The 16,025-nt window shown below is 65.3% G+C and carries 19 protein-coding genes; 10 read left to right on the forward strand and 9 right to left on the reverse strand.

What is annotated here, in order from left to right:
- From SP6_RS21150 to SP6_RS19630, 3 genes are all read right to left on the reverse strand, one after another.
- A partial coding sequence (locus tag SP6_RS21150; RefSeq protein WP_369397441.1) for an aspartyl protease family protein occupies window positions 1–272 on the reverse strand: 272 nt, incomplete at its 3' end.
- A gap of 262 nt (window positions 273–534) precedes the next feature.
- On the reverse strand, window positions 535–756 hold the full coding sequence (locus SP6_RS21650) for a GDCCVxC domain-containing (seleno)protein (protein WP_081609171.1): 222 nt from the start codon (window positions 754–756) through the stop codon (window positions 535–537).
- Window positions 756–1,172: a mercuric transporter MerT family protein gene (locus SP6_RS19630; protein ID WP_017980799.1), complete on the reverse strand. Its 417-nt coding sequence runs from the start codon at window positions 1,170–1,172 to the stop codon at window positions 756–758. The genes SP6_RS21650 and SP6_RS19630 overlap by 1 nt, the downstream gene beginning before the upstream one ends.
- A gap of 62 nt (window positions 1,173–1,234) precedes the next feature.
- Between SP6_RS19630 and SP6_RS19635 the strand changes: the two genes are divergently transcribed.
- Window positions 1,235–1,651 carry a MerR family transcriptional regulator gene (locus tag SP6_RS19635; RefSeq protein WP_017980798.1) on the forward strand — a complete coding sequence of 139 codons (417 nt, stop codon included), beginning with the start codon at window positions 1,235–1,237 and terminating at the stop codon, window positions 1,649–1,651.
- Between the two features lie 73 nt (window positions 1,652–1,724).
- Here the strand turns inward: SP6_RS19635 and SP6_RS19640 are convergent, their stop codons facing one another.
- A complete protein-coding gene (locus tag SP6_RS19640) occupies window positions 1,725–2,972 on the reverse strand; it encodes a cytochrome P450 (protein WP_017980797.1) in 1,248 nt (415 codons plus the stop codon).
- A gap of 212 nt (window positions 2,973–3,184) precedes the next feature.
- Between SP6_RS19640 and SP6_RS19645 the strand changes: the two genes are divergently transcribed.
- Window positions 3,185–3,706 (forward strand): DUF6118 family protein, encoded by a 522-nt coding sequence (locus SP6_RS19645; RefSeq protein WP_017980796.1) that lies wholly within the window; start codon window positions 3,185–3,187, stop codon window positions 3,704–3,706.
- 52 nt (window positions 3,707–3,758) lie between these two features.
- Here the strand turns inward: SP6_RS19645 and cueR are convergent, their stop codons facing one another.
- Both cueR and SP6_RS19655 read right to left on the reverse strand, forming a co-directional pair.
- Entirely contained in the window at window positions 3,759–4,142 is a 384-nt protein-coding gene (cueR, locus tag SP6_RS19650) for a Cu(I)-responsive transcriptional regulator (RefSeq protein ID WP_017980795.1), read from the reverse strand.
- Window positions 4,139–6,496: a heavy metal translocating P-type ATPase gene (locus SP6_RS19655; protein WP_371262954.1), complete on the reverse strand. Its 2,358-nt coding sequence runs from the start codon at window positions 6,494–6,496 to the stop codon at window positions 4,139–4,141. The genes cueR and SP6_RS19655 overlap by 4 nt, the downstream gene beginning before the upstream one ends.
- Before the next feature lie 331 nt (window positions 6,497–6,827).
- Here SP6_RS19655 and SP6_RS19660 point away from each other — a divergent pair, with 331 nt between their 5' ends.
- The 3 genes from SP6_RS19660 to SP6_RS19670 all read left to right on the forward strand — a co-directional run bounded on the left by SP6_RS19660 (window position 6,828) and on the right by SP6_RS19670 (window position 9,512).
- Window positions 6,828–8,141, forward strand: coding sequence for a type II restriction enzyme NmeDI-related protein (locus SP6_RS19660; protein WP_042469565.1), 1,314 nt, complete (start codon window positions 6,828–6,830; stop codon window positions 8,139–8,141).
- Between the two features lie 70 nt (window positions 8,142–8,211).
- Window positions 8,212–9,090: a DUF4396 domain-containing protein gene (locus tag SP6_RS19665; RefSeq protein ID WP_017980792.1), complete on the forward strand. Its 879-nt coding sequence runs from the start codon at window positions 8,212–8,214 to the stop codon at window positions 9,088–9,090.
- Between the two features lie 89 nt (window positions 9,091–9,179).
- On the forward strand, window positions 9,180–9,512 hold the full coding sequence (locus SP6_RS19670) for a four-helix bundle copper-binding protein (protein ID WP_017980791.1): 333 nt from the start codon (window positions 9,180–9,182) through the stop codon (window positions 9,510–9,512).
- Between the two features lie 45 nt (window positions 9,513–9,557).
- Here the strand turns inward: SP6_RS19670 and SP6_RS19675 are convergent, their stop codons facing one another.
- Genes SP6_RS19675 through copC form a run of 3 tightly spaced genes read right to left on the reverse strand, consistent with a single transcriptional unit; the run spans window position 9,558 to window position 11,179 of the window.
- Window positions 9,558–9,827, reverse strand: a complete 270-nt coding sequence (locus tag SP6_RS19675; protein WP_017980790.1) for a flagellar biosynthetic protein FliQ — start codon at window positions 9,825–9,827, stop codon at window positions 9,558–9,560.
- 52 nt (window positions 9,828–9,879) lie between these two features.
- Window positions 9,880–10,806 (reverse strand): copper homeostasis membrane protein CopD, encoded by a 927-nt coding sequence (gene copD / locus SP6_RS19680; RefSeq protein ID WP_042469566.1) that lies wholly within the window; start codon window positions 10,804–10,806, stop codon window positions 9,880–9,882.
- 4 nt (window positions 10,807–10,810) lie between these two features.
- Window positions 10,811–11,179, reverse strand: a complete 369-nt coding sequence (gene copC, locus SP6_RS19685; protein WP_020486671.1) for a copper homeostasis periplasmic binding protein CopC — start codon at window positions 11,177–11,179, stop codon at window positions 10,811–10,813.
- A 127-nt stretch (window positions 11,180–11,306) separates the two neighbouring features.
- On the opposite strand from copC, the gene SP6_RS19690 reads away from it, so the two are divergent.
- The 5 genes from SP6_RS19690 (at window position 11,307) to SP6_RS19710 (ending at window position 15,983) form a co-directional block, all read left to right on the forward strand.
- On the forward strand, window positions 11,307–11,576 hold the full coding sequence (locus SP6_RS19690) for a hypothetical protein (RefSeq protein ID WP_020486670.1): 270 nt from the start codon (window positions 11,307–11,309) through the stop codon (window positions 11,574–11,576).
- Window positions 11,573–12,013 (forward strand): periplasmic heavy metal sensor, encoded by a 441-nt coding sequence (locus SP6_RS19695; RefSeq protein WP_017980786.1) that lies wholly within the window; start codon window positions 11,573–11,575, stop codon window positions 12,011–12,013. Before SP6_RS19690 ends, SP6_RS19695 begins: the two co-directional genes overlap by 4 nt.
- A 10-nt stretch (window positions 12,014–12,023) precedes the next feature.
- Entirely contained in the window at window positions 12,024–12,593 is a 570-nt protein-coding gene (locus SP6_RS19700) for an RNA polymerase sigma factor (protein ID WP_017980785.1), read from the forward strand.
- Between the two features lie 67 nt (window positions 12,594–12,660).
- Window positions 12,661–14,694 carry a copper resistance system multicopper oxidase gene (locus tag SP6_RS19705; RefSeq protein ID WP_017980784.1) on the forward strand — a complete coding sequence of 678 codons (2,034 nt, stop codon included), beginning with the start codon at window positions 12,661–12,663 and terminating at the stop codon, window positions 14,692–14,694.
- Complete coding sequence (locus tag SP6_RS19710) at window positions 14,691–15,983, forward strand: copper resistance protein B (RefSeq protein WP_024310688.1); 1,293 nt, start codon at window positions 14,691–14,693, stop codon at window positions 15,981–15,983. Before SP6_RS19705 ends, SP6_RS19710 begins: the two co-directional genes overlap by 4 nt.
- The last annotated feature ends 42 nt before the right edge of the window (window positions 15,984–16,025 follow it).

Here is a 16,025-nt window from a genome sequence, read left to right on the forward strand (position 1 = left end):
TTGTTCAAGCCGAGCTTCGCCGCGAGCGCCGTGCTCATGATCGACGCGCCGCTGCCACTGTCGAGCACCGCCCGCGCCGGCACTCCGCGCACTTGTGCCGAAACAAGGAGGGTATCACCCGTGCCGACTTCCAGCGGCTCCCATTCGAGGTGAGCCGCGCCGAAGTTCCACGAGGCCGCAGACCGGGAAGTCTGTCGCGCGAGCGTTGGAGAACCGAGCACCAAGCCGGTTCCACAGGCCACCAGCCGCGCCACTAATGAGCGTCGAGACATACCGATTGCTTCAACACGGGCCGTCAAAAAGCCACCTCCAGCCCCCCGTCCGCAGGAGAGCAAATTGCGGTTACATGCTCTAGCAACTGGAGGAGCAAGGGTTTTTGAAGCGCCCGAAATGCTATCCTGTTCAAATGCCCTCTCGAAAATGAGCAGTTGAGGCAGGTCAGGAACCGGTCGAATAAGACCGAAGTAGGCAATTTCGCTTGCGCGACCTTGGCGAGCAGGACCCCAGTTCACGAAGAAACGTGAAGCTATCGCCTCACCCGCAGCAGCCCGCCACAGTCCCGTTTGCTTTCGCTTCCTGGATCGGAGGGCATGGGACATCGCCAAATGAGCAGAACACGCAGCAGTCGCCAGCCAGGGGCCGCAGCACCACCGCGCAATGCCGGCAATCATAGAAGAATTGGCAGGCGTTGGTGGGCATCCTTTCGGTGGCCACCCCGCCGCATTTGGGACAGGTCAGGGTTGAGGTGAGCTGCATCAGGAAAGCGCGTTCATCAGCGGCGCTTCTAGGAGGTCCCAGGCGAACGCGATAAGCGTCAGAACCGTTCCAATCGCGAGCAGGATAGGTGTCGCGCGCGAGGGCAGCGGCATTGTGCAGGACCGGTCCCCAGCACAGGACCTCCGCCGCTGCGCGTAGGCCCACCACCCAGCAGCCAAGCCGATGAGGGAGGTCGCCGTTAGCGGCCACCGTAGTGGTATCAGCGCGGCGAAGTTGCTGGACAGGCCCGCCCCCAGGCCGAGCGCCGCGAGTGCGAGGGGCAGGACGCAGCATGACGCCGCAGCTAGAACAGCGGCTAAGCTCGCAAGCGCGCCGAGGGCGGATAGCCCCGTGTCGGCGCGACGTCGTGACGTTGGTGCGCCTAGGGGTTCACGCGGGATGGTCTCTTGGTTCATCTATCGCCTCTAGCGGGTTAGCCCGTTATGCATCCTGTAGTGACTACAGGAGCAAGCAATATATGCGCGTTGAGGAAAGCATCACGATCGGCGAGCTGTCTCGCCGGACTGGCGTGAATATCGAGACGATCCGGTACTTCGAGCGCGTTGGTGTTCTCGCAACGCCACCCCGCACAAGCGGCGGGCGGCGGGTATATGGGACCGGTCACGTCCGCGCACTTGGGTTCGTCCGTCGCGCGCGCGAACTCGGCTTCTCCCCGGCCGAGGTGCGCGCGATCCTGTCTCTTGGCGGTTCTGCGCAGGCGTCATGCAGTGAGGTCCGCGAGATCGCGGCTCACCATCTAGAGCGTGTGCGCGCTAAGATGGAGGATCTGGCGCAACTAGAAAGCCTGCTGGCTGCGACCATCGACCGTTGCGAAGGCGACGGGGCGGCGAGGTGCGCCGTGATCGACTTGCTGAACCAACATTCGACTGCGTAGATGTCGCATCGCACCCCGTACTCGCGCAAACGGTCGATAACGGAGCCGATCACCATCACCACGGCACGCGGCCCTAGCCACCTATGTGGACGTTGCGCATCACGAAGCCGCTTTTCGGAAGCGCTGGCAGCCTGGCGAAATCGATGCTCAGGTCTTGGTCCGGTACGTCATAGCGCATCGCGTTGACGAGGAGGTGTGCCGCCACCTTCATGATCGCGAGGACGATCCATTCGCCGGGACAGCGATGGCCGAGATAGTGATCGCCGCCGCCCTGCGGAATGAAGTTGAAGGAGTCTTCGTCCCAAGCCCTGAAACGCTCAGGGCGAAACTCCTGGGGGTCGGCCCAGGTCGCTGCGTCGTGATTGCTCCCATAAAGGTCTAGCACCACTTGACGCCCTTCCGGAAAGGCCATCCCCTCCCACTCGAAATCTTGGCTCGCGCGCGCCACCACAGCGGGAAAGAAGGGATAGAATCGGCGGACCTCTTGGACGAAGAGCTCGGCATAGTCCGGCTGCTGAACCAAGGCCGCCCTGATCCCTGAACAGGTTTGCAGCGCGTGGGCGACGAAGGTGATGTACACTGCGATCGCGACGGTCGGGCGAAGGACATTTACCAGTTCGACCGCTGCGACGTGCGGCGAAAGAAGATCGTCGTGCCGGTCGCGATGCCAGGCTATCGCGTAAGCCGCGGTCCCCGAGCCCGAGCCGATGCTCCCGGCCCGAATGCCTTCAATGATCCGCTTCGCCCATGCGTCGACGCGACGACGGGCCAGCCGTGACCAAAGATGCCTTGGGCTCGCCGAGCCGGCGGCGTCGAACAGCGCCCGCAGCTCGCCCGCGCGGTTGCCGGCTTCATCGTCCGGAAGAGGAACTCCCGCCCAAGCGCATACCGCTCGCGTCAGCGGCTCATGCAACTCGTCATAGAAGACGATCTCTCCTTTGCGCGTCCAGCCCGGCACCGCCCTGCGCCACTCGGCCTCGAACAATTGCGCCAGCGCCCGCACGCGCTCTGGTGTCATCAGGCCCATGAACATCTGCTTGCGGTGCCGATGGGTCTCGCCGTCCAGACCCTGAACGCCGCCTTGGCCCAGCAGTGTCTTCTGAATAGCGACCGGCATGGCACCTTCGCGCTCGAAGCGGGTCGTATCGTAGAAGATTTCGGCGGCCTTGGCCCCCTTAAGGCAGTTGGTCTTTTTCAGCAGGAAACGGGATTCAAAAGCGTTTGCGCCTAGGCGCTGGCACTGCCTGGAGATGAACCGATAGGGATCGGCGAGGAGAGAAAGGGTTTCGTCCGGGCCTTTCGTGTGTGGTGTCTTAGGCATGACCGGTCCGGTGATTGTTGGGTCTCCTTTGATTAACTCGGAGGAATATCACGGGTTGCAGGCTCACGACAGGTGACGAACGAGGACGATCAGGGCGGAGCAGGCGCGGCCGAGGCGTTCGAGGCCATGCGCGGCGAGCTGGCGCTGCGCCGTGGAGGGCTTGGCGGCCGAGCGCGGCGATCGACATACCCGACCATACCGAGACGCTTGGCGTGCTCCAGCAGAACGTGAACACGGCAGGCGAGAACGTCGCGCGCATCGGCCAATTCCTGAAAGCGGCCCCGGCGCTGGCGATGACGCCGGAGCAGATGGCGCAGCGCATCGCCGCGGCGGGCAGCGCCGCCCGGCGCGAGGATCAGGCGGCGCTCGCCAAGGCGGGCGAGGACAAGGCCCGCATCATGGCCGATCTTCGCGCCATCGCCGGGTCCGCATGGACACGCGCCGACCAGAAGAATCGGCAGCTATGGTTTGCCCTGGGTGGGGTGGCGGCCGGCATCCTCGCATGGGCGATCGTGCCGGGCCTGGTCGCGCGCGAGATCGCACCGGCGAGCTGGCAATGGCCCGAGCGCATGGCGGCGCGGACGCTCGACTTGCCCCGCTGGGAAGCCGGGCAGCGTATGATCCAGAGCGCCAGTCCCACCGCGTTCCGCGCCATCGTCGGGGCCGACAGGATCGTGACGGCCAACCGCGCGGCGATCGAGGGGTGCGGCAAAGCCGCAGCGCGAAACGCGTGAAACGGTGCGACGCACGATCACGCTCAAGTGGAGTAAAAGTTAGCCGCGCAAGTTATTCAGCCAAGCGTTCGATGATCGGACAATCAGGCCGATCATCGCCATGACAGGCTTGGGCGAGCCCGGTAAGCGAGCGGCGCATGGCGTCCAAGACGCGGACCTTGCGGCCCAGTTCGGCAGCGCGGGCTTCCGCCAGCGTCTTCACTTCCGCGCTCGACCGATCGCGATCCGACCACAGCCCCAGCAGCGTGCGGATTTCCTCGATCGGGAACCCCAGGTCGCGCGCGTTGGCGATAAATCGCAGCCGATGAACGTCAGCGTCGGCGTAGTCCCGGTAGTTCCCGCGCCGTGGCGGCGCGGGCACCAAACCAATCTTTTCATAGTGGCGGATCATGCGTTGGGAGACGCCGCTGGCGTCCGACGCCGCTCCGATGTTCACAGCTTTACCGCGTTGAGCCGCAGTGCGTTCAGGACCACGGTGAAGGACGAGAGCGCCATCGCTGCACCGGCCAGCATCGGCGACAGCAGGATACCGGCAACCGGGTAAAGCACGCCGGCCGCAACCGGCACGCCGATTCCGTTGAACAAGAACGAGAAGAACAGGTTTTGGCGGATATTTCGCATCGTCGCGCGAGCGAGCTTGCGGGCGCGCACGATCGCCGAGAGATCGCCGCGCGTGAGCGTCATGCCGGCGCTTTCGATCGCCACGTCTGTTCCCGTTCCCATCGCCAAGCCGACATCCGCGGCGGCGAGCGCCGGGGCGTCGTTGATCCCATCGCCCGCCATTGCGACCCTTGCGCCGCTCGCTTTCAGCTCGCCGATGATACGCGCCTTGTCTTCCGGCAGCAGATCGGCGCGCACGTCATCAAGACCGCCCACGGCGCGCGCGACAGCATCGGCCGTCCCACGATTGTCGCCGGTGAGCATGACGACCCGCAGGCCCTCCTTGCGAAGCGCGGCAATAGCGTCGCGCGCCGATGCGCGCACCGGATCGGCGACTGCGAGCAGACCGGCGAGCGCCCCGTCGATCGCGACGAGGATGATGCCCGCGCCTTCGCCACGGTGACGATCGGCCGCGGCGTCGACCGGCTTGAGATCAGCGCCGATCCGGCTCATTTGCACCGCATTGCCAATCACGACCGAGCGGCCGCCCACCGTGGCGCTGACACCCAGCCCGGTTTGCGAGGCAAAGTCCGCGACTGTGCCGAGCTGCAATCCTCGTTCTTTGGCGGCAACGACGATTGCGTGCGCGAGCGGATGTTCGGATTGGCCTTCGACGGCCGCGGCAAGCGCGAGCATGTCGTTCTCTCCGACCGCGCTGACCGTCTCGACCGCGATCAGCTTGGGCTTGCCTTCCGTGAGCGTACCCGTCTTGTCGATGACAAGGGTATCGACCTTTTCCAGCCCCTGTAAGGCTTCCGCGTTCTTCACCAGCACGCCGGCCTGAGCGCCGCGTCCCGTGCCGACCATGATCGACATGGGCGTGGCGAGCCCGAGCGCGCACGGGCAGGCGATCACCAGCACTGCGATGGCGTTAAGCAGGGCATGGCCCATGCGCGGCTCAGGGCCGACCAGCGACCAAGTGATGAAGGTCGCAATCGAGATCAGCACGACGAGCGGCACGAACCATCCTGAAACCCGATCGGCGACCGCCTGTATCGGGGCGCGGCTTCGCTGCGCTTCCGCGACCATGCGGACGATACGCGCGAGCATCGTGTCCGAACCAACCGCGCGGGCTTCCATCACCAGGCTGCCCGTCCCGTTGACGGTGCCCCCGGTAACGATCGCCTCGACTTCCTTGAGGACCGGCGCGGGTTCGCCGGTGAGCATGGCTTCGTCGACCGACGAACGACCCTCGACCACGACGCCATCGACCGGGATGGCTTCACCGGGGCGGACCCGCAGCCGGTCACCGGTTGCCACGTCGGCAAGCCCGACTTCTTCTTCAGAACCGTCAGGCTGCAAGCGTCGCGCCGTCTTGGGGGCGAGATCCATGAGAGCGCGGATCGCGCGCCCTGTCGCCGCCCTAGCGCGCAGTTCGAGCACTTGCCCGAGCAGCACCAGTGTCACCACGACGCCGGCCGCCTCGTAATAGACGGGAACCATGCTCCCATGCGTGCGGAAGGTCGCTGGGAAGATGCCCGGCGCGAGCGTCGCGACCACGCTATAGAGGAAGGCGGCACCTACGCCGATCGCGATCAGTGTGAACATATTGAGATGGCGGGTACGAAGCGATGTCCACCCCCGCTCGAAAAACGGCCAGCCCGCCCACAGCACGATCGGCGCGGTGAGTGCGAGCTGGACCCAAGGCGAGGCCGCAGGGCTAACCACATGCAGGCCTAACATTTCCGCGAACATCGAGACGACGAGCAGCGGGATCGTGAGCGCGCCCGCCACCCACAGTCGGCGCGTGAAGTCGACCAGCTCAGGGTTGGGAGTATCGTCGAGCGACGGTTCTTCGGGTTCGAGCGCCATGCCGCAGATTGGGCAAGTTCCCGGCCCTTCCTGGCGAATTTGCGGGTGCATCGGGCACGTCCACATCGCCCCCGGCGTCGCCATCGGCTCCGGTTTCGGCTTATCGCTCAGATAGGCGTCAGGATTGGCGACAAACTTGCTCCGGCACCCTGCGCTACAGAAATGATAGGCATGACCAGCGTGCTCGGCATGGTGTGTCGTTTTTGCGGGATCGACCGTCATGCCGCACACCGCGTCGATCACTGCTGCTGCGGCATCGTTGTCCTTACTGCCCGAGCAGCAGCCGCCCGCTTCGGTGTGATGATGTTCGTGCTCGATCTTTGCGGGAGCGGCCGAGCCGCCCCCGCAACAGGATGAGGGCGTGGAGACCGATTCAGGCGCAGGCTTCGAACAGCCGCAACCCCCGGCTTGGGAATGGGAATGAGGGTCGTTCATGGCAAGACTCCTTCGACCCGAGAGCATGTAGGGTATGACACCGTGTTAGGGTCAAGGCCCTGTCGGCACCGCTGGCGTGTATGTTGAATCTACGCGCGGGAGCGGCGTTGCCCTCATATTGCGGGGGCCAGCTCTACACCCTCGACGCCATAAGGGCCGCAGCTTAGGTCTATTACTAGCTCGCCAAACGCGGGCCGGGGGCAATCGGGGACATATGGCAGCGCAGATCGACAGTCTTTCTACTGGCACCGACCATGACGGCCTGGTGCGCCGCTTAATTGCCCGCTGGCGTGACGATCAGGGCGCGACCTATCGGAGCTGGTTTCTTTGGGACGAGCGGTTGAAGAACTTCCGATCAATCCGGCGCGGCATCACCCAGGTTGTCGGCGAGATCGAGCGCGGCACGTTCGGCGTCGCCTACCGCGGATCGTCGCTCGAAACCGTCGTCCATTCCGTCGCCGAGCAGCGGCAAATCTTCAAGGGCGCGGACCATGCGTTCCTCTGGAAGCCGAAGCTCCGCATCCCCGACATTTACGAGAGCCCCGACAATCAGCGCGCGTTCGGCCGCTTGCTCGACGCCTGTTCCTGTTGCGACACGGCCGAGGAGATCATCAGCCATATCCACGCGATCGACCGTTTGAAGATCAAGGGGCTGGGTCCGGCGGTCGCCAACCTCCTCTACTTCCTTCACCCGACGCTGGTGCCGCCCTTCAACACCGCAATCGTTAAGGGCTACAACGCGCTGACGGGGGCGAATGTGAAGCTCGGGAGCTGGGAGCATTTTCTGGCGATGCGGACCGGCATCCTCGATCTCAACGACCGCTTCCGCGAGCTGCTATCGAATGATTTAGGCGCGATCGGCGGTCTGTTGTTCGACATCGGCTCCGATCGCTATCCGGCTCCGCCCCTCGACGTGAGCGGCGCGACGCTGGCGAGCTGGGGGCAGCGGCCTGAGGCGGCGCGCGAGGAAGCGCGCACGCTCAGCAAGGCCGCTCAGCGCGAGGGCGAGAACGAGCGCACCCATACCGAAATCCAGGCATGGCTTCGCGATCTAGGGTTGGCGCTCGGCTATGACGTATGGATCGCCGCGAACGACCGCAGCCGCGCCTTCGACGGATCACCCTTGGGCGCAGGATGCCTTGAGCGCCTGCCCGACACGATCGCGACGTCGAAGGGCGCTGACTCGATCCGGCTGATCGACGTGCTGTGGCTTGAGAAGGCCGGCGATCATGTCGCCGCGGCGTTCGAGGTGGAGCATTCGACCTCGATCTATTCGGGCATCGTCAGGATGCTCGACCTGGCCTTGAGCGGTGGCGACCTTCACGCGACCGCGGGGCTGTTCCTTGTCGCGCCCGACGCGCGCGAGACGGACGTTCGCGCGCAGTTGCAGCGGCCCGCGTTCAGCCGCGTAGCCGACCTCGACATATCCTACCTGCCCTATGGCGAGCTGGAGAAGAACCGGGAGGCCATCGCGCGGTTCGGATCGGGACTGAAAGCGATCAAGGCCGTTTCCAGCAAGCTCGCCTAGCCCGCTCCGCGCAAGGGATGATCCGGAGAGCCGCGTATCCTCTAGCATGTAGAGGAGTGCTGCCGTGACGATGCCATCCCCGGCCCCCTGGCTCGACGCCGTGCTGATCGGGTGGTTCGTGCTGACCGCCCTTTCGGTCGCTTACGTCGCGTGGGATGCCTTCACCCGCAACCCCGAGCTGCGCGTGATGAAATGGGGGTGGCTGTTGGTCACGCTCTATGGTGGCCCGATCATGGCCGCGGCCTATGTCCTGTCCTGCCAGGAGCCGGCGAACGAGCGGCACGAGGATTTCGTTCGACCGCTCTGGAAGCAGGCGTTCGGCTCGGCCATCCATTGCATGGCGGGCGATGCAACCGGCGTCATCGCCGCAGCCGCGATCACCACGGCGCTCGGCCTGCCGATGTGGCAGGACGTGATCGCGGAATATGTGTTCGGCTTCGCGTTCGGACTGCTGATTTTCCAGGCGCTTTTCATGCGCGACATGGCGGGCGGTTCCTATTGGGGCGCGCTTCGCATGTCGTTCATCCCCGAATGGCTGTCGATGAATGCCGTCATGGCCGGCATGATCCCGACGATGGTGGTGTTGATGAGCCGCGACATGGCCGCGATGCACGCCAGCTCGCTCCGCTTTTGGGGCGTCATGTCGCTGGCGACACTCGTCGGGTTCGCAGTCGCCTATCCGATCAACCTTTGGCTGGTTGGCGTGCGCTTGAAGCACGGCATGGGCACGGTGCGCGCGCTGGGGCATGGCGGACACGAAGTCGGCGCGGACCGGCAATCGGCCACGCCGATGCCGGACATGGGACACGACGCAATGGCAGGGATGAGCGGCATGGCGGCCGGCGCGCGCGTGACCGGACCTCAGATCGCCGCGATGACAGTGTTGACGCTCATCATGCTTGGCGCGGGCATCATCGTTGCGACGCTGTTCGGTCGGTGGGCCATGTAACTTGCCGCGAACGACGGAGATCGCGGCAAGGGGTGATCGCGCGGCGCGCGTATCTAGGAACAGGCGGGGGCTCATACGGAGATAATGCGATGCACCAGATCGACCCCGGCATGAAGGCGTGCATGGACGCCTGCCACGAATGCCATGTGACCTGTCTTCACATGGCGATGAACCATTGCCTCGAAATGGGCGGCCAGCACGCCGCGCCCGAGCATATGAAGATCATGGCCGACTGCGCGCAAATTTGCGCGGTTGCGATCGACTTCATGGCGCGCAAGTCCGCCCACCATCAGCATATCTGCCGCGAGTGTGCCGAGATCTGCCGGGCTTGCGCAGCGAGCTGCGAGGCCCTGGGCGGCATGGAGGATTGCGTGGCAGCGTGCCGGAAGTGCGCCGATTCCTGCGATCGGATGGCGGCATAGCGGGGCTTGCGCGGGCGGTCGCCCGCCCGCGCAGCTATCTGCATATCAACGGCCCATGCTCGCGATCACAGCGAACAGCTCGGCCGTGAACTTGGTCAGGAGCTCGGTCGCTGCGCTCCCGAAAATCACCAAACATACGCCTAGCGCGATCAGCTTAGGCACGAAGCTCAGCGTCTGTTCGCTAATCGACGTCGCCGCCTGGATGATGCTGATTATCAGCCCGACGATCATCATCGGCACGAGCAGCACCACGCAGATCAGGCCGGCCACGGCCAGCATCCTCCCCGTCTCGTCGAGCAGGATCGACTGATCCATCAGGCGCGGCCCCGTGAACGGCCGGGGACCGCGAGGGCTCCCCGGCCGCGCATCACATCGCCGATGCAGGCGGCGCGAGCGTCCCGAGCCAGGCGATCAGCCCGAGAACCGCGATGACACAGGCGGTTTCGATCGCCAGACTTGTCCGCAGCGCGCCGAGGGCGCCCTTGTGATCGTCCGCTGCGATCGACCGCTCGAATGCCGGCGTGAGCCGGAAGCGGTTGAGCGAGGCGAGCCCTAGCATGGCGACGAACAGCGCCAGCTTTGCGATCAGGAGCTGACCATAGAGCGTCGCAGGAAGCGTGGCGAGGTTGCCGATCCCGACCAGCATCCAGCCGTTGACCAGGCCGGTGACGAGGATCGTGCCGACCACAACCGTCCCGATCGCGCCGAACCCGTGCAGCGCGCGGTGCGTCAGCCCCAGATGCGCCGCGTCTACGCGCGCCGCGGGTCGGGAGACGAGCAGGAGCAGCCCCAGTAGTGCGCCAACCCAAGCGCCCGAGGCGATCAGATGGAGAATGTCGACGATGAGGTGGACCCAGCCCATCACGGCTTCGTCCATCGCGCCGTGTCCGGTCCACGCCAGCGTTGCGAGTGCCACGGCCGAGCAGAGCGCGACGATGCTCAGCCAGATGCCGCGCCCGCCCGCGACCAGCGCTGCCAGCGCCGCGAGGGCCACCATGACCATGCGCAGCTTCCATGCTGCTCCGATCGCAGAGCCGGTGAGCAGCGCGCCGACTGCTTCACGGTCGATCGGCCAGGCCGGCGTTCCGGCCATTGAGGAGGCCATCAGCACGACCCAGGCGCCTGAAAACAACAGGCTCAGGCCAGCGCTGGCGATGAACCAGGGACGCAGCGCGAGCGCGTCGCCGCGCTCGCACGCCCGCAGCCCATAAAGGCTGAATGCGGCAAGGCCGAACAGCGCAGCCAGCGTCACGTAGAGCGCGAAGCGGACGCCGATAAGCGACCAGTCCCCCATCGCCTCACTTCACCGCGAAGACGTAGGTTCCTGCGACCTTGTGGGTGTCGGTCGAGACGACATTCCACGCGACGCTATACCGACCCGATGGGAGCGGCGATTTCGGGGTGATGACGAGGGTCCGGCCATCGGACGAGAGCGCGGAGGCGCTGGCCATCTTCATGGCTGCCATGCCGGGCATCGCTGCCATCGTGAGATCGGCCTTGGAGAAGGCTGGCATCAGCTTCTCGCTGAAATGAAGTTCGATACGAGCGGGCTTCGCGACCGTCGCATTGGCGGCCGGCGATGCCGACACCAGCTTAGGATGGGCGTTCGCCGTTCCGGCGAACATGACGAGAGCGGCAGCAGCAGTCAGAACGGATAGGCGGCGCATAGGGGGCCTTTCGACAGGAGGGTTCCTGTCCTTCATTACGCGCCCCGATCGACCACCCCTCACGGATGGATTTGAGGGATGGGCGCGTCGCTTGCGTAATCCATGCTAGAGGGGTGGAGTGAACGACATGGACCTCGACGCAGTATTGATGAGGCTGGCGCAAGCACCCGTGCCCGCGAGCCTTGATGGCATGGAAGATCGCGTGCTGGCGCGGGTCGCCGCACGTCCAGCGGCGCGCGCCGGCTTAGGCGTTGGGGCAATGACGATCGCTGCGGCGCTCGTCATGGGCATCTTCGGTGCCGGTGTGCCCGCGAAGGAAGCCAGCGCGGCTTCGCTATCGCCCTTGGGGCCGGTGTCGCCGCTCGCGCCCTCCACGCTGCTCGTCGGCGTGCAATGAGCGGCCGCATCCGCCTTCTGCTTGGCATTGTCGCGTGCTTCATCGCCGCGATCATCGGTGTGTTCGTGGGGCGGGCGCTACTTCCGCCACGTGCCCAGCCCGGCTCGGAGCTGCACGACGTGCTGCATCATAAGCTGGCGCTGGACGCCAACCAGGAAGCGCGACTTGAAGTGCTGGAGCAGCGTTTCGCCGTGCAGCGGCGCGCATTCGAGCTGGAATTGCGGGCGAACAATGCCCGGCTCGCTGAAGCGATCGAGGCCGAGCATGGCAACGGGCCGCGCGTCGCCGCAGCGGTCGACCAGAGCCACGCCGTCATGGGCGAGCTCCAGAAAGCGACGCTGGCGCACATCTTCGCCATGCGCCAGCTCTTGCGGCCCAATCAGACCGGCCAGTTCGATCAGGCCGTGGTGAAGGCGCTCACCGACGACGCACGTTGAGGTTCGGCGCGTGAGCCTCGACTGGACCACGCTTACGGACGGCGAGCTGGCGACCCTCAGCATCGCCGGGCGCGAAGCCGCCTTCGCCGAGATCATGCGCCGCCATCGGCAGTCAATCTTCCGCATGGTGCGCGCGTGCGTCGGCGAGGCCGACGAGGCGCTGGACCTTCTGCAGGAGACCTTCGTCGCGGCGCATCAGGCCCTGCCCCGCTACGACGGCGATCGATCGATGCGCGCGTGGCTATCGACGATCGCGATCAACAAGTGCCGCGATTGGGGGCGCAAGCGCACCGTGCGGCGCTTTCTGGCGTTCGCCGCACCGATCGGCGCGGAAGCCGAAGCCATTGCAGACGACCAGGTGGCGATCGACGACGCGACGGGCGACCGACAGGAACTCGACCGCGTGACGCGCGCCATTGCGGGCTTGCCGACCGCATTGAAGGAATCCTTGGTGCTGCGCACGATCGAGGGGTTGAGCCAGGCTGAAACCGCGGCAGTGTTGTCGATCAGCGAAAAGGCGGTAGAAACCCGCCTCTATCGCGCGCGATCGAAGTTGCTGGAGCGATTGGGCGGGCGCTGAGGGATAGCGCCCTGAGCTGCGTATCAAGGCTAGAGGGACACTCCCGTTCGAGAGCCTTGAGGACCGTATGAGCCGCACTATCGATCGCCGCCAGATGCTTCGCGGCGCCGCCCTTGCTGGCGGTGGCATGGCGCTGACCGCCTATATGCCCGCGTGGGCGCAGCCTGTCTCGGGCGGGATCGTCAAACCGCTGCCGACCGTCTCGGGCACTGACATCGCGCTGACGATCGACAGTTTCAGACTTCCCGTCGACGGCAAGTCGACGCCCGCAATCGGCGTCAACGGCACGGTGCCGGCCCCTCTCATTCGCTTGAAGGAGGGGCAAAAGGTCCGCCTCTCCGTCACCAACAATCTCGACGAGGACAGTTCGATCCACTGGCATGGGCTGCTCGTGCCGTTCGCGATGGACGGCGTGCCCGGCATCAGCTTCCCCGGCATCAAGGCGCGCTCGACCTTCATCTACGAGTTCCCGATCATCCAGTCGGGCACCTACTGGTATCACAGCCATTCCGGCGAGCAGGAGCAGGGCGGACTTTACGGGCCGATCGTGATCGACCCGGCCGGTGCCGATCCGATCGCGTTCGACCGCGAGCATGTGATCGTGCTGTCCGACCACAGCCAGATGACCGGCGAGCAGATTTTCCGGAAGCTGAAGCAGATGGGCGGCGCCTATTTCAACTATCAGCGGCCGACCCTCGCGGGCTTGCTCGCGGGTCGGGAAATGCCGCTCAAGGACCGGATCGAGTGGGGAAAGATGCGAATGGACCCCGCCGACATCGCCGACGTCACCGGCTCGACCTATACCTTCCTGGTCAACGGCTACGGGCCGTATGACAACTGGACGGGGCTGTTCAAGCCGGGCGAGCGGGTCCGCTTGCGGATCATCAACGCCGCGGCGCAGACCAACTTCAACGTCCGCATCCCCGACCTGCCGATGACCGTCGTGCAGGCCGATGGGCAGAATGTCCGTCCGGTGAAGATCGACGAGTTCCAGATCGGCGTTGCCGAGACGTTCGACGTGATCGTGACGCCCGAGGACCGGGCCTACAGCTTCGTCTCCGAGGCTATCGATCGCTCCGGCATGGGCCGGGCGACGCTCGCCCCGCGTGAGGGGATGGTCGCCCCGGTCCCGCCGCTTCGTCCGCGCACGCTGCTGACCATGACCGATATGGGCATGGACATGGGGAGCATGGGCGGGATGCAGGGCATGTCCGGCATGAAGGACGAGAGCCCGGTCGCCACGCGCGGGCCGGACCCCACCTTGATGCAGAACGCCTCGCGCAATCTTTGGAAGCTGACGGGCTGGAAGGGGCCGACCGATCACGGGACGGTCGCGGCAGGCGCAGCGATGGCGGGCATGTCCGGCATGTCGGGCATGGACCACAGCCAGATGGGCGGCGCTGTAATGCCCGGGATGGACCATAGCCAAATGGCAGCGGGCGGTGCTGGCATGGCCGGCATGGACCATAGTGCCATGTCGGGCGGATCGGGCCAGGCTGGCGGCATGGCCGGGATGGACCACGGGTCGGGTGGCGGCATGAACATGAACATGCGCGACCCGAAGAATGCGCCGGGCGTGAAGATGGGGCCGGGCGTGCAGACCATCTCCCCGATGCCGAAGGACCGTAGCGGTGAACCGCCCCAGGGTCTGGGGGGCCTGGATCACCGCGTCCTCACCTATCGCGACCTCGTTTCGCTCGCGCCCAACCCCGACGTGCGCGCGCCGTCGCGTCAGTTCGAGATCCATCTGACCGGTAACATGGAGCGCTACATGTGGGGCTTCGACGGGCAGAAGCTGAGCGATCCCGCCGACCCCATCCCGTTCCGCAAAGGCGAGCGGGCGCGGGTGACGTTGGTCAACGATACGATGATGCCGCACCCCATCCATCTCCACGGCCATTTCTTCGAGCTGGTGACGGGGCACGGCAATCATGCGCCGCGCAAGCACACCGTCAACGTGCCGCCTGGAGGCAAGATGACCTTTGATCTGACCGCCGATGCACCCGGCGATTGGGCGTTCCACTGTCACAATCTCTACCACATGACCGCAGGCATGATGCGCGTCGTCACCGTTCGCCCGTTCGCGGGAGAGGCGGCATGAACCGGCTGACCGCGGCGCTCGCCGCCACCACCATGCTCGGCATCGCCGGTCCTGTCGCCGCTCAGTCGATGCAGGGCATGGATCATTCGGCAATGCCGGGCATGACCATGCCGATGCCTGCGAAAAAGAAGCCGGTGGTGAAGCCCACGGCCAAAGGCAAGCCGGCCAAGACTAGGTCAGCTCCTGCGAGGCGACCATCAGCTTCGACGACGAAACGCCGCGCCGCGCCAACGGCCGGCATGAATGGTATGGATCACGGGACCATGCCGGGCATGGATCACTCGTCTATGCCCGGCATGGACCATGCGGCTCCGCAGGGCTCACAGCAGGGCATGGAAGCCATGCCGGGGATGCAGATGCCCGGAAACGGCCAAACGGTCCCTCAGGGCTCCCAGCAGCCGATGCAGGGCATGGACCATTCGGCGATGCCGGGGATGACCATGCCAGCCGACCAGCACAGCGGCCACGACATGCAGGGCATGTCGGGAATGGCCGGAATGCCAGGCATGGCGGCCGATGGGGTGCAGCAGACTGGCACCGCGCTTCCCGCAGGAAACGCCCCCGCCCCGCCCCTGCCGACCGACCATGCGGCCGACAGCGTTTACGGCGCGGACGCGATGGCGATGGGTCGCCATCACCTTCAGCAGCATCACGGCGGTCAAAACTTCAGCCAGGTGCTATTGAACCTCGCTGAGTATCAATTCCGCAACGGTCGTGACGGCTATCGCTGGGATGGCGAGGCGTGGTTCGGGGGTGACATCAACCGCCTCTTCATCAAGTCTGAGGGCGAGGGAGCCTTCCGCGAGGGCATCGAGAGCGCCGAGGTGCAGGCGCTCTATAGCCGGACCATTGGCCCTTATTTCAATCTACAAGCGGGTGTCCGCCAGGATTTGGGGCCGTCCCCGAAACGCACCTATGCGACCGTCGGGCTGGAGGGGCTGGCACCGGGCTTCTTCGAGCTAGAGGGCGCGGTATTCCTGTCCAACAAGGGCGACCTGCTAGGGCGGCTTGAGGGCTATTACGACCAGCGCATCACCCAGCGGCTGATCCTGCAACCGCGCGCCGAGCTCAATTTCGCTGCGCAGGACGTGCCGGAAAACCGGATCGGATCGGGCCTATCCAACGCCGAGCTTGGATTGCGGCTGCGTTATGAGATCCGGCGCGAGTTCGCCCCCTATGTCGGCGTGTCATGGGATCGCCGCTTCGGCGACACCGCCCGCTACGCGCGCGCCGATGGGGATCGCGCAACGTCCAAGAGCATCGTCGCCGGCGTTCGTGTCTGGTTCTGATCGATGGAGGAACAGATGGCTCAAGACGGCAGGCGCTCGATA

Origin of the sequence: Sphingomonas paucimobilis NBRC 13935 (assembly GCF_000739895.2) — a bacterium.
Lineage (GTDB): Bacteria > Pseudomonadota > Alphaproteobacteria > Sphingomonadales > Sphingomonadaceae > Sphingomonas > Sphingomonas paucimobilis.